The following is a 12,901-nucleotide window of genomic DNA, read 5'->3' as shown; positions in this document are numbered from 1 at the left end:
CTGCTTCATCCTTGGAGCCCATACTTCAGGTTACGCCTCGGGACCGCCAGCGCACACGTCTCTTCTGGAAGTCTTGCCGGGCGCTGCCCGGCTACGAAGGCACCACGGTACCGGCGCCGCCGTCGACCGTTATTTCCTGCCCGGTGGAGAGCCGGAGCGTGGCGTCCGGGACGCCCACCACCGCGGGAATCCCATACTCCCTGGCCACCACGGCACCGTGGGAATTGGGCCCGCCCATCTCCATCACCAGTCCGCCCGCGGTAAGGAACAGCGGTGTCCAGCCGGGGTCCGTGGACGGAGCCACCAGGATTTCTCCCGGTTCCAGGCGCGCGCCCACCGGGTCGAGGATCACACGGGCAGTCGCCGTAACAACACCGGCCGACGCCGGGCTCCCGGTCAGTGCCCCCGGCACCGTGGATGCCGCCGCAGCGCCGGCGGATGGAACGGCTTCCGGCTCGGTGCCGTCCGAAAGCAGCACCCGCGGCACGTGACGCCGTTCGAGTTCCAGGGCGTAGTCCGCGCGCCGCTGCGCCACCAGGCCACGGAAGTCAGCGGTTCCGGAGCTAAGGCCGGCCCTGGCTTCGTCCAGGTCCAGGAAGAAGACGTCATCCGCCTCGTCCACTACCCCCGCCGCCGCCAGCGCTGCACCGGCCAGGGCCAGTTGCTTCCGCACTTCCGCGAGGCCCACCACCAGCTGGTACTTGGGCAGTTCGCGCAATCCGGCGAAAAGCCGCGCCCGCCGCAGCGCCGCCCGGACCACAGTCCCGCGCAGCCAGCCGCGGCTCCGCGCCTCCGCGACGAGACGCTCAACGCAGGCTTCGGCTTCTTCTGCCGCATTGCTGAACTGGACATCCGGGGCCAGCGCCGAGTCCTCAAGCCGCAGGTAGTTGGCCAGGACACCCAGGATGTGGGTGGGGTCATCGGACCAGCGCGGCATACCGACGTCGATCTCGGCCACGGCGCGGTGCCCGTACTGGCCCAAAAACCGCGCCAGCCCGGACTGCAGCACGGCGGGCAGTTGGCCCGCGCGGAACTCCTCGGCCAGCTCGGCGGGTTTCCGGTCCGTCACGGCGGCGCGGGAACCGCCGTCGTTCTTAATCACCTGGGCGAGGCGCCACAACTCCAGGTCCATCTCGGTGGTGACGTTGTTCGGCAGCCCGCGGAGCACAGTCTGCAGATCTTCCCACCGGCCGCCGCCCAGCAGTTTTCCGGCGAGCGCCAGGGCAGCGAACCCGAGAGCCGGAAGCGGCAGGATGGACGGCACCACCGAGAAGATACGCGTGCCGAACACGTGTTCGGCGTAGTCCAGGCGCTGCAGCGGGGTGAATCCGGCGGGCGGTTCTAGTGAGTTTGCGAACTCGCGCGCGCGCCGGTTGGTCCTGCGGAGGGCCGCGTCGGGGCGGAAGATGGCCCGAAGCAGCGTCTCCGGCACCCCGGCATGCACCGCCGCCGGGACCCCGTGCCGCAGCAAGCCCAGCGGCGTCCTGCGGGTCACGGAAAACCGCGGGTCCTCGAAAACCCTGCGCAGCACCGTGGCTGAGCGTGCTTCCATCACGTCAAAGACGCGCGGAACGATCCGCCGGCCGGTGGTGCTGCGGGCTACTGCGGTCAGATCGAAGTAAATCCGCTGGCCCGCCACTGCGTAAGGGGACGGACCCCGGCGTGGCTCGGGCACGTCGAACTGCGCCGCGCGGGCCACCGAGGAGGCAATGAGCCGGAAGGCTGCCAGGCCCATGGGCGTGATGGGGCGGGTCAGGCCCTGCGCCAGGCTGAAGCAAAGGTAAACGCGCGTGCCCTCCCCGCCGGGAGTGCCCACCCCGGCCGCCCGTTGCGGGACAGGGAACAGCGTGGTGATGGGCCGCGACTGGGTCAGCCAGAGGCGGCCGTCGCCGGCGATGGCCCATTCAATGTCCTGCGGCGAGCCAAAGTGGCCCTCCACCCGGTGGCCCATGGCCGCCAGCTCGACGGCCTGCTTGTCCGTCAGGCAGGCCGCTGCTCCGCCATTGCTGATGGCCAGCGTCCGGGTTCCGCCCCCGGGGATCGGCCGGACCGCGATGCGTTTGTCCCCAAGCCGGCGTTCCAGCACCCGCCCGGTGAGCGGGTCAACAACGAAATGGTCCGGGTTCACGGCCCCTGACACCACAGCCTCCCCCAGCCCCGGACTGGCATCGATCACGGCCTGCTTCCGGCGGCCCGTCAGCGGGTTGGCGGTAAAAAGCACACCGGCGGCGGTGGCATCCACCATCCGCTGGACCACCACCGCCAGCGACACCACGGCCGGATCGATCCCCCGGCTTGCCCGGTAGCTGACGGCCCGGTCCGTCCAGAGCGAGGCCCAGCAGTCACGCACGGCTTCCACCACGGCGGCGGCGCCCACCACATTGAGGTAGGTGTCCTGCTGGCCGGCGAAGCTCGCCGACGGAAGGTCTTCGGCAGTGGCCGAGGACCTGACGGCCACCGGAACGTTGTCACCCAGTGCTGCGTAGGCCGCCTCGACGGCGGCGGCCACTTCGGTGGGTACCGGGGCGTTTTGGATACTATTCCGGGCCCGGGACGCCAGGGCGGCCAAGGCGGGGAGGTCGCCGTCGGGCGTTGCTTTCAGCGCCGGGTGGACCTCGGCGAGCGGACCGCCCGCAGTCGCCTCACGGTAGGCCTCCGTGGTGAGGCAGAAGCCGTCCGGCACGGGCAGCCCAGCGGCGAGCAACTCCCCAAGGTTGGCCGCTTTGCCACCCACCAGGGGAACCATTGCTGCGGTGACCGCCTCCAATCCCAGGATGGGAGGTGGGCTGCTGGTGTCAGGCATCTTCATGCCTCCTGCTGCGAAGGTAACTGATCAGGCTGCGCCGGGAAGCGGCCCAAACTTGTCGCGGTCCGCCAGCCGCGGATCGTCGCGGTCCGGAACAACCAGGACCGGGCTCTTGGCATGGTGCAACACGCCGCCGGAGGTGGAACCCAGCAGCATGCCGGTGAACCCGCCGTGGCCCCGGGTGCCCACCACGACCAGTTCTACATGCCGGCTGGCCTCCACAAGGACGTCCACGGCAGAACCGTCCAGCAGTTCCGACTCCACGGCAAGGTTCGAGTAGTGGCTCTTCAGCCAGGCCATTCCGGCGTCAAGTTGGATCTGGATGTCATCGAAGAGTGCTTTGCGGTCCATGGGGGCCGGGACCCAGGCCAAGGATCCACTGAATTGCGGCACCGCACAGATTACGCGCAGGGTCGCCCCGAGCCGTTCAGCCTGGTCGGCAGCCTCCAGCACCGCGACCCGTGCCTGTTCGGACCCGTCCACGCCCACCACCACAACGTTCTCGACCTGCTTGTGCCCTGGCTTGTCCTGCTCGGCCCTGATGCGTTTGTCTTCTGTGGTTTCGCCCAGCCGGTCCGAACACACCAGCGGCACCGTAACGGTGGGGCACTTGGCGTGTGCAGGCAGGGCGCTGCTCACCGAGCCCAGCAGTCGTCCCACAAATCCGCCACGTCCGCGGGTGCCGAAGACCAGCAGATCAGCCGTCTCGGACATTTCCAGGAGCACACCCGAGGCGTCCCCGTTCTCCACGGAGCCGTCAACCTCGATGTTGTACCCGGAAACCTTGTCCAGTGCCTGCTTGACGATCGCTTCGGCGCCCTCGCGGATCACGGAATCATCCACGGTGGCGTACCCGCCGTCCAGCCCGGACGCCGCAAAGATCGGCACTGAATAGGCGGTGACAATATGCAAAGGCCGACGGCGGCGCTCGGCTTCCCGGGCTGCCCACACCAAGGCGCACTGGCCGTGGTCGGACCCGTCTACGCCGACAACAATCCCCACCGGAGCCGCCGAATTTCCGGCCCTGTCCTCTTCCGGATCCGGATGCAACTCATGTGCGCCCATGGGGCCGCCTCCTCGCGATACTGCCTTATGTTGCGGCTATTCTGCCAGACGCGGCGCCCTCCGCCCGCACCGGCCGCGATGTGTGCCCCGACGGGCTGGAGAGCCCTGCTTCCGCTTCTCACTATTCTCGGTCCACGGACACTTAGCAAGCGGCCCAGCGCCGCTGGCTGGCCGGTTATCCACAGCCCACGGCAAACGGAGCGGAAAGCGTATTCATCGCGGAGAAGAATGTTTGTATTTGGGCTATCCACGGTCCTGAATGTTCTGTAGTCTTCGAGGCACTGCCGGTCCGCCGACGCCCAATTCAAGGTGCGTCCCGGGCCGGTGCTGCGGCCGGACTTTGGGGGTAACGGAACGCATGCGGGGCGACGCTGCCTGCATCCGAAAGCCTTTCAAGGAGGAAACCTGTAGTGTCAAGCATGCCTGTGAATGGCGGGACCGAACGGACCACCACGGTGATCATCGGCACGGGGCTATCAGGCCTGGCGGTTGGCGCGGAACTGCGCCGCCGTGGCGTGGACGCCATCGTAGTGGACGGGCTCGACATCCTCGGCGCTGCACAACCGGCCAACACTGCTTCACTGCAGCGCTGCGACGCAGCAGACTCCGAATCCCTCCGGGAACGCAACGAGATCCTCCGCCACCTGCGCAACTACGCCGCCAGCCACCACATGGATGTCCGCACCACCACCCGGGCGGTTCAGCTGACCATGGTGGGCGGCGAACCCGGCGGAACCAGCACGGGAACGGCCGCGGGGTCCCCGTCCGGCCAGTGGGAAGTCCATACGCCCAACGGCATCCTGCTGGCAGACAACATTGTGCTGACCCGGTGCGCGCACAGTCAGCTGCGGCGTATGCTCAGCGACTTCGGCATCACTTTTGGCCGCAACCTGGTGGCTGCGATGCGCCAGATCGGCATCTACCTCGTGGGCGTGGGCGAACTCATCACGCCCTCACCCAAGGAAGTCCTGCGTCAGGCCAAGACCGTGGGCCAGGCCATCTCGGCCACCGTCCACCCGGAAAGCGCCGCCGTCTAAGCCTGTTCGGATTCGTCGTCGTCGCTTCGTGTGGTGAGGCGGCGCTTCGCTAGGATACCGATGGCCACCAGCAGGCCCACGGCCACTGCAGCAAAGATCACCAGGCTCCAGGGGAACGGCTGGGACGCGTTTTCAGCCGGCGCCGGAGCCGCCAGGGTTCCCGGCTGCGCGCTTCCCATCGTGGGAACAGCGGCCGACGGCGAGGCTCCCGCCGATGTTCCCGAAGGCGCGGCACCCGCCGCAGCGGCGGTCGCCGTGAAGCCGAACGTCCCCTCGATCGGATGCGAATCCGAGCTGACGACGCGCCAGGCCACCGTGTATGCCCCCGCCGGAGCGCCGGCCTTGAGCTTTTGGCTGGCCGTGTTGTCCACGATCTCAAGATCGCCATCCGCCCACTCGGTACCGGCCGAATCCTTGACGGAGAACTGTGCGCCGATGCCCAGCGGGTTCTTATTGAAGGTGACGGACACCTGCTCCGGGACCGTGGCCACCGTGGCGCCCTGCGCTGGACTGCTGGACTCGGCGGCATCGTGTGCCGAGGCCGGAGCTGCGAGTCCCAGGACCGCGGCTACGAAAACGAAGGTCCCGAGCACAACACTCAGCAACTGGCGGCGTATGGATCGCATGGGTGTACTGCTCCCTTGGGTTGGCGTCCTTCCAGCCTAGGCGAACTTCCCGGGCACCGGCGTTCAGCCAGCGACGTACGCCGCGAGGTGCTCGCCGGTGAGCGTGGACTTGGCGGCCACAAGATCGGCGGGAGTCCCCTCGAAAACGACCTTGCCGCCGTCGTGCCCTGCTCCCGGGCCGAGGTCGATGATCCAGTCCGCGTGCGCCATGACTGCCTGGTGGTGCTCGATCACGATCACTGATTTGCCGGACTCGACGAGGCGGTCAAGGAGGCCGAGAAGGTTTTCGACGTCGGCGAGGTGGAGGCCGGTGGTCGGTTCGTCCAGGACGTAGACGTCGCCCTTCTCGGCCATCTGCGTGGCCAGCTTGACGCGCTGCCGCTCGCCCCCGGACAACGTGGTGAGCGGCTGGCCGAGCGTCAGGTAGCCGAGTCCGACGTCGACGAGCCGGTGCAGGATCTTGTGGGCCGCGGGCGTGCGGGCCTCCCCTTCGCTGAAGAAGACCTCAGCCTCTGTCACCGACATGGACAGCACCTCAGAGATGTTGCGGCCACCCAGCGTGTATTCCAGCACTGACGCCTGGAAACGCCGGCCCTCGCAGTCCTCGCACGTGGACTCGACAGTGGCCATCACGCCCAGTTCGGTGAAGATAACGCCTGCGCCGTTGCAGTTGGGGCAGGCACCTTCGGAGTTGGAGCTGAACAGGGCCGGCTTCACGTTGTTGGCCTTCGCGAAAGCCTTGCGGATCGGCTCGAGCAGGCCGGTGTACGTGGCGGGGTTGCTGCGGCGCGAGCCCTTGATGGCGCCCTGGTCGACCACCACCACGCCTTCGCGTCCTGCCACCGAACCATGGATCAGCGAGCTCTTGCCCGAACCGGCCACACCGGTCACCACGCAGAGCACACCGAGCGGAACGTCGACGTCCACGTCCTGGAGGTTGTGGGTGGAGGCGCCACGCACCTCCAGGACGCCGGTCGAGGTACGCACTGATCCCCGGACCCTCGCACGGTCATCGAGGTGGCGGCCGGTGATGGTGTCGCTCCGCCGCAGCCCCTCCACGCTGCCCTCGAAGCAGACGCTGCCACCCGCGGTCCCGGCGCCGGGGCCGAGATCGACCACGTGGTCGGCGATGGCGATGGTCTCGGGCTTATGTTCAACCACGAGGACGGTGTTGCCCTTATCCCGGAGCTGCAGCAGCAGCTGGTTCATCCGTTCGATGTCATGCGGGTGCAGGCCGATGGTGGGTTCGTCGAAGACGTAGGTGACGTCGGTGAGGGACGAGCCCAGATGCCGGATCATCTTGGTCCGCTGCGCCTCGCCGCCGGAGAGGGTGCCTGCGGGGCGGTCCAGCGAGAGGTAGCCCAGCCCGATCTCGGCGAAGGAATCCAGCAGGTGCCGCAGACCCTTGAGGAGCGGCGCAACCGACGGCTCGTCGAACTCGCGGACCCACTCGGCCAGGTCGCTGATCTGCATCCCGCAAAGCTCGGCGATGTTTTTGCCCTGTATCCTCGACGACCTGGCCTCGGGGCTGAGCCGCGTGCCTTCGCACTCGGGGCAGGCCTGGAAAGTAATCGCGCTCTCCACAAAGCGCCGCACGTGTGGCTGCATCGCCTCGACGTCCTTGGACAGCATGGACTTCTGGATCTTGGGGATGATGCCCTCGAACGTGAGGTTGACGCCCTCAACCTTGATCTTGGTGGGCTCGGCATACAGCATCGTCTCGAGCTGTTTCTTCGTGAACGTGCCAATCGGCTTGTCCATCGGCAGGCCCATGCCCTCGAACAGCCGGCCGTACCACCCGTCCATGCTGTAGCCGGGGACGGTCAGGGCACCGTCGGCGAGGGACTTGGTGTCATCGTACAAAGCGGTCAGGTCAAAGTCGGAGACCGAGCCCATGCCCTCGCAGCGCGCACACATGCCGCCCAGATACACAACGTTCTGCACCACGGCCTTCTCCACCCGGCCGCCGGCCTTCTCGGTGCTCATCACACCGCTGGCCTTCCGCGTCGGGACATTGAAGGAGAAGGCCGTGGGCGGCCCGACATACGGGGTGCCCAGCCGGCTGAAGAGGATCCGGAGCATGGCGTTGGCATCCGTGGCAGTTCCCACCGTGGAGCGGGGGTTCGCGCCCATCCGCTCCTGGTCAACGATGATCGCCGTGGTCAGCCCTTCGAGGTGGTCCACGTCAGGCCGCGCCAGGTTGGGCATGAACCCCTGGACAAAGGCGCTGTAGGTCTCGTTGATCATCCGCTGGGACTCGGCAGCGATCGTCGCGAACACCAGTGAGCTCTTGCCAGAGCCGGACACCCCGGTGAATACTGTCAGGCGGCGCTTGGGGATCTCTAGGCTGATGTCTTTGAGGTTGTTCTCCCGGGCACCCTGCACACTGATCAGGTCGTGGCTGTCGGCGACGTGCGCCGCGGGGAGCTGCTGGTCTGTCGATGTGTCAGTAGTCATGGTGTCTCCAACATATGCTCGGCCTTGTGAGGTTCCTGACAGACATTCTAGGCGCGCGCTTCCGCCCTCTAGGATCGAGTAATCCCCAACAACACATCCGGAGGACTAATGCTTAAGCAGGGCTCTGCCTTGGACCGGTACTTCAAGATCTCCGAGCGGGGGTCCAACCTCTCCCGCGAGATCCGCGGAGGCTTTGCCACATTCTTCGCCATGAGCTACATCGTGGTACTTAACCCCCTGATCCTCTCCGGCCCGGATTCCACCGGCACCACACTGGGCTTTGCCGCAGTGGCTGCCGTGACGGCGTTTGTGGCGGGCATCCTTACAATCCTGATGGGCGCCTGGGGCAGGCACCCCTTCGCGCTGGCCGCGGGGCTGGGCGTGAACGCGTTTGTTGCCGTCACGGTCGCTACTAACCCCGGCCTGACGTGGCCGGACATGATGGGCCTGGTGGTCCTGTCCGGCGTGTCCATGCTGATCCTGGTCCTCACCGGCTTCCGGACCGCCGTCTTCAAGGCCGTCCCGGACGGGCTCAAGACCGCCATCGTGGTGGGCATCGGACTGTTCATTGCCCTGATCGGGTTGGTGAATGCCGGTTTTGTCCGCCGGATCCCCGACGCTGCCGGCACCACTGTTCCCGTGGGCCTGGGCTTCGACGGCAAGCTGCTGGGCTGGCCCACGGCCGTCTTTATTTTCGGCCTGATCCTCACCATCGCCCTCGTGGTCCGCAAGGTCAGGGGTGCCATCCTGATCGGTATCATCGCCTCCACCATCATTTCCGTGATCCTGGAAATGACCCTGCACATCGGTCCCAGCTTTGACGGCACCACCGCCAACCCGCAGGGCTGGTCCCTGGTGGCGCCGTCCTTTACGGGGTGGAGCGCCCCGGACCTGTCGCTGATCGGCAAGGCCAACCCGTTCGGCGCTTTTGAACACCTGGGCTTTGTGGCCGCCACGCTGCTGGCCTTCGTGATCCTGCTCAGCATCTTCTTCGACGCCATGGGCACCATGGTGGGCCTGGCCAACGAGGCGGGCACGGTGGACAAGGACGGCAACATCCCCGACGTGGACCGTGTGCTCCAGGTGGACGCGCTGGGCGCTATCGTGGGTGGCGGCGCGTCCGTCTCCTCGAACCAGATCTACGTTGAGGCCGGCGCCGGAATCGCCGAAGGTGCCCGCACCGGCATTGCTTCCATCGTCACCGGCCTGCTGTTGCTGGTGGCCATGTTCGTCACCCCGCTGATCAACCTGGTCCCGTTCGAGGCCGTGGCTCCGGCCCTGGTGGTGGTGGGCTTCATGATGGTCTCCCAGGTGGGCAAGATCGACTGGCAGGACTGGGGCATCGCCATCCCTGCTTTCCTGACCTTCACGCTGATGCCGTTTACGTACTCGATCGCCAACGGCCTTGGTGCCGGGTTCATTGCGTTCGTCATCATCCGTACCGTCCAGGGCCGGGTCAAGGACATCCACCCGCTGATGTGGGCCGTGGCTGCCGCCTTCCTGGTCTTCTTCGCCGTGGGACCGATCGAGGCCGCACTGGGCATGCCCTAGCCACAGTGTCCGGGATTCCGGACACTGCGACGGCAGCGCTGCTGGTTTTTGGTCCCGGGCTGCGGTGAGCTAGGAGCATGGTTTCTCCTGAGCTCTGCATTGACGTGCCCCCGCAGCCCTGGTCAGGACGGTTCGACGGCGCCAGCGCTGAGCACCGCCGCTGGTGGCAGGTGGTTTCGTCCTACGCACCCGGCGCTGAATCGTCTGACAGCCCTGAACACGATTCTGCTGCACGCCCCGCCGTGATCCTGGGGTTTGCCAGCGACGAGGGTGTGCGCCGCAACAAGGGCCGGACCGGCGCCGCGCTGGCGCCGGCAGCCATCCGGGCGGCGCTCGGCCCGCTCGCGTTCCACCTTGACCGCACCGTGTGCGACGCCGGGGACGTCGAAGTTTCGGACGGCAACCTGGAGGCCGGCCAGGCCCGCGCCGGGCACGCGATCACGGCCATGCTCGACGCCGGCAAGCTCACCGTGGTGTTGGGCGGCGGGCATGAGACCGCGTTCGCCAGCTACCTGGGCGTGGCCGGATCAGACGCAGTGCGCGGCGGCCGGCGGCTGGGCATCCTGAACCTGGACGCCCACTTCGACCTCCGCGATGAGCCCCTCCCCAGTTCCGGGACGCCGTTCCTCCAGATGGCCCGGGCGGAAGCCGCCGCGGGGCGCGAATTCAGTTACGCCGTCGTCGGGATATCCGAGCCGAACAACACGCGGTCAGTCTTCAACACAGCGGATCGACTGGGCGTGCGGTACCTGCTGGATGAGGACTGCACGGCGGAGCGCGTGCGGGCGTTTGTGGCGGACTTCCTGGCAGGCGTGGACGTGTTGTACCTGACCATCGATCTGGATGTCCTGCCGGCGTCGGTGGCTCCCGGCGTGAGCGCCCCCGCCGCCTACGGCGTGCCGCTGCCCATCATCAGCGCGGTCTGCCGGCAGGTGGCGGAAAGCGGCAAGCTCCTGCACCTGGACGTGGCGGAACTGAACCCGGAATTCGACGTGGACGGCCGCACCGCCAGGGTTGCCGCACGGCTGGTGAACACGCTGCTGCGCTAAGTCCCCGGCTGGGGATGCTGGCTGCCGGTACAGCTAAGCCTTAAGCACGTAGCGCCGTTCGGGCCTGCCCACGCCGTACTTGAGCCGGACCTCCAACACCCCTTCATCGTGGAGGTACTCAAGATACCGGCGCGCACTGACCCGGGAGGTGCCCAGCTGGACGGCCACTTCGGCGGCGGAAAGATCGCCGTCGGCGTCCTTAAGGGCAGCTTCCACCAGCTTCAGCGTTTCAATGCTGCAGCCCTTCGGCAGTGGCCGATCGGTCCGGTCCAGCCCGAACACCCGGTTCACGTCCGACTGCTCCGCTACGTCCTTGGCCGAGTCGAGGCCCTGGTAGGCGCTGCGGTAGTGCTCCAGCCGTTCCTGCAGGTCAGTCTGCGAGAAGGGCTTGATGAGGTAGTGCACAATCCCGCCGCGCAGGGCCTTGCGCACCGTGTCCACCTCACGGGCGGCGCTGATCACCAGGACATCCAGTTCCGGGGCCACTTCGCGCAGTTTGTGCATAAGGTCCAGGCCGTTGATGTCCGGTAGGTGGATATCGAGCAGCACCAGGTCCGGTTGCAGCCGCCCCGTTTCGATGACCGCCTGGGCGCCGGTATGGGCCACCCCGACGACGGCGAACCCGGGAGTGCGCTGAATGAACCCTGCGTGGACCTTGGCCACCATAAAGTCGTCATCGACGATCAGGACTTTGATCATTGCTGCATTCTCCGTGTTCGTTCCAGCCGGGCGGTGAAGACCGCCCCGTTGTTGTTGGTTACCGTGAGGTCGCCGCTGCTGCGCCGGCAGACCACCCGGGAGAGCGCCAGGCCGAAGCCCCTGCTGCCGCCGGGGCCGGGGTCCTTGGTGGTGAAACCCTGCTGGAAGATCTCCCCCGGATCCCCGGTGACGCCGGGGCCGGAATCGCGGACGGTGACCGTCACGCCGTCGGCTGTGTCCTCCACGAGCACCCTGACCGTTGCCTCCGGAAGCCCGGTGACGGCGTCGAACGCGTTGTCCACGAGGTTCCCGACGACGGTAGTCAGGTCGCGGGACAGATCCTCATCAACGCGCTTCAGCCCGGATTCAGGGTCCAGCTGCAAGGTGACCCCGCGTTCGGTGGCGAGGCTCGACTTGGCGATCAGGAGTGCGGCGAGCGCCGGGTCCTGGATGCGGCTGGTGACTTCATCGTTGAGCCGGGTCCTGTCCAGCGTGGCACCGTTGACAAACTGGACTACGGATTCGTATTCACCGATCTGGATCAGGCCGGAGATCACGTGCAGCTGGTTGGCAAATTCGTGGGCCTGGGCGCGGAGTGTGTCGGTGGCCGTCTGGGTTACGCCGAGTTCCTGCTCGAGCGAGGACAGTTCGGTACGATCGCGCAGCGTGGTGACCGATCCGATGTCCCGGCCGCGCGACTGGATGGGCACGCGGTTCAGCACCACCAACCTGTCCCCGACGAGCACCAGCCGGTCCGGCTCCGGCTGCTCGTGTGTGAGGACCTCCTTCAGCGCAGGCTCCACGGCGAGGCTGGCCAGCCTCTGGCCTAAGCAATCAGCGGGAAGGCCGAGCAGCGCGCGGGCGCTGTCGTTGGCGACGGTGATGCGCTCGTGCGGGTCCAGCGCCACCACGCCTTCCTTCAGGCCATGCAGCATGGCCTCGCGGTTTTCGACCAGGCCCGTAATTTCGCTCGGTTCCATGCCCAGGGTCTGCCGCTTCACCCGGCGGGAGAGCAGCAGCGAGCCGGCAACACCCAGCACGCTGGCCACGCCGAGATAGGTGAGGAGATTAGGTACGGCATCCCCCAGCCGCTCCAACGTGGAGGGGTAGTTCCGGCTGATGGATGCAATGCCGATCATGATCCCGGCGTCATCCAGGACCGGAACATGGGCGGAGAGTTCCTCGGTGCCGGATCCGTCCACCACGCCGGTCCACGAACGGCCTTCCAGCACTCGGCTGGCGCCAAGCTCCAGGAGTGTCCCCAGCAGTTCGGGATCGGAGGCGGCCACGATGGTCCGGTCCAGCTTGGCCAAGGTCACATGGGATGAGCCGGAAACGGTCCGGACCGACTCCGCCACGGCCGGAAGGACGGCGCCGGCCCGCGGCTCGGCAGCGGGGAGCAGTTCGCGGACCGTGGGGTTATTGCCCAAAGCTTCGGCTGCGGACAGCGCCCGGCGGCCCTCGATCCGCTCGAACGCTGCGGCCGATTGCGCCAGGGAAATGCCTACTACGGCAACCAGGACGGCGAGGACTATCAGCAACTGCAGGACCAGGTACTGCCCCGCAAGGGACATTCCTCTTCGTCGAGTCACTGTAATTCTGTCCTCTTGT

The 12,901-nt window shown here is 67.0% G+C and carries 9 protein-coding genes; 3 read left to right on the top strand and 6 right to left on the bottom strand.

Features of this window, described 5'->3' with window-relative positions; all coding sequences use genetic code 11:
- Positions 1-91: 91 nt before the first annotated feature.
- Positions 92-2,809 (bottom strand): PEP/pyruvate-binding domain-containing protein, encoded by a 2,718-nt coding sequence (locus tag ACQCS0_RS03040; RefSeq protein ID WP_426940023.1) that lies wholly within the window; start codon positions 2,807-2,809, stop codon positions 92-94.
- Positions 2,810-2,833: 24 nt separating this feature from the next.
- Complete coding sequence (locus tag ACQCS0_RS03035) at positions 2,834-3,871, bottom strand: universal stress protein (protein ID WP_354155370.1); 1,038 nt, start codon at positions 3,869-3,871, stop codon at positions 2,834-2,836.
- A 419-nt stretch (positions 3,872-4,290) separates the two neighbouring features.
- On the opposite strand from ACQCS0_RS03035, the gene ACQCS0_RS03030 reads away from it, so the two are divergent.
- Positions 4,291-4,908, top strand: coding sequence for an FAD-binding protein (locus ACQCS0_RS03030; RefSeq protein WP_354155438.1), 618 nt, complete (start codon positions 4,291-4,293; stop codon positions 4,906-4,908).
- Here the strand turns inward: ACQCS0_RS03030 and ACQCS0_RS03025 are convergent.
- On the bottom strand, positions 4,905-5,534 hold the full coding sequence (locus ACQCS0_RS03025) for a copper resistance CopC family protein (RefSeq protein WP_354155371.1): 630 nt from the start codon (positions 5,532-5,534) through the stop codon (positions 4,905-4,907). The genes ACQCS0_RS03030 and ACQCS0_RS03025 overlap by 4 nt on opposite strands.
- Before the next feature lie 63 nt (positions 5,535-5,597).
- A complete protein-coding gene (locus ACQCS0_RS03020) occupies positions 5,598-7,991 on the bottom strand; it encodes an excinuclease ABC subunit UvrA (RefSeq protein ID WP_354155372.1) in 2,394 nt (797 codons plus the stop codon).
- A 108-nt stretch (positions 7,992-8,099) separates the two neighbouring features.
- On the opposite strand from ACQCS0_RS03020, the gene ACQCS0_RS03015 reads away from it, so the two are divergent.
- Together ACQCS0_RS03015 and hutG are read left to right on the top strand one after the other, a co-directional pair.
- Positions 8,100-9,542 (top strand): NCS2 family permease, encoded by a 1,443-nt coding sequence (locus ACQCS0_RS03015; protein ID WP_354155373.1) that lies wholly within the window; start codon positions 8,100-8,102, stop codon positions 9,540-9,542.
- A gap of 77 nt (positions 9,543-9,619) precedes the next feature.
- Positions 9,620-10,591, top strand: coding sequence for a formimidoylglutamase (gene hutG / locus ACQCS0_RS03010; protein WP_354155374.1), 972 nt, complete (start codon positions 9,620-9,622; stop codon positions 10,589-10,591).
- A gap of 33 nt (positions 10,592-10,624) precedes the next feature.
- Here hutG and ACQCS0_RS03005 read toward each other — a convergent pair whose 3' ends face one another.
- Positions 10,625-11,290 (bottom strand): response regulator, encoded by a 666-nt coding sequence (locus ACQCS0_RS03005; RefSeq protein ID WP_354224264.1) that lies wholly within the window; start codon positions 11,288-11,290, stop codon positions 10,625-10,627.
- Complete coding sequence (locus ACQCS0_RS03000) at positions 11,287-12,864, bottom strand: sensor histidine kinase (protein WP_354155376.1); 1,578 nt, start codon at positions 12,862-12,864, stop codon at positions 11,287-11,289. The genes ACQCS0_RS03005 and ACQCS0_RS03000 overlap by 4 nt, the downstream gene beginning before the upstream one ends.
- Between the last annotated feature and the right edge of the window lie 37 nt (positions 12,865-12,901).

The organism is Pseudarthrobacter sp. S6 (assembly GCF_050156575.1).
In the GTDB taxonomy this organism is placed as follows: domain Bacteria; phylum Actinomycetota; class Actinomycetes; order Actinomycetales; family Micrococcaceae; genus Arthrobacter.
The sequence above is the reverse complement of the archived record's forward strand: the minus strand, read 5'-3'. Positions and strand labels throughout refer to the sequence as shown.

Coding starts and splice junctions, on each gene's coding strand:
- ACQCS0_RS03005 (WP_354224264.1), bottom strand. CDS start 11,290: ATGATCAAAGTCCTGATCGTCGATGACGACTTTATGGTGGCCAAGGTC.
- hutG (WP_354155374.1), top strand. CDS start 9,620: ATGGTTTCTCCTGAGCTCTGCATTGACGTGCCCCCGCAGCCCTGGTCA.
- ACQCS0_RS03040 (WP_426940023.1), bottom strand. CDS start 2,809: ATGAAGATGCCTGACACCAGCAGCCCACCTCCCATCCTGGGATTGGAG.
- ACQCS0_RS03015 (WP_354155373.1), top strand. CDS start 8,100: ATGCTTAAGCAGGGCTCTGCCTTGGACCGGTACTTCAAGATCTCCGAG.
- ACQCS0_RS03030 (WP_354155438.1), top strand. CDS start 4,291: ATGCCTGTGAATGGCGGGACCGAACGGACCACCACGGTGATCATCGGC.
- ACQCS0_RS03020 (WP_354155372.1), bottom strand. CDS start 7,991: ATGACTACTGACACATCGACAGACCAGCAGCTCCCCGCGGCGCACGTC.
- ACQCS0_RS03025 (WP_354155371.1), bottom strand. CDS start 5,534: ATGCGATCCATACGCCGCCAGTTGCTGAGTGTTGTGCTCGGGACCTTC.
- ACQCS0_RS03035 (WP_354155370.1), bottom strand. CDS start 3,871: ATGGGCGCACATGAGTTGCATCCGGATCCGGAAGAGGACAGGGCCGGA.
- ACQCS0_RS03000 (WP_354155376.1), bottom strand. CDS start 12,864: ATGTCCCTTGCGGGGCAGTACCTGGTCCTGCAGTTGCTGATAGTCCTC.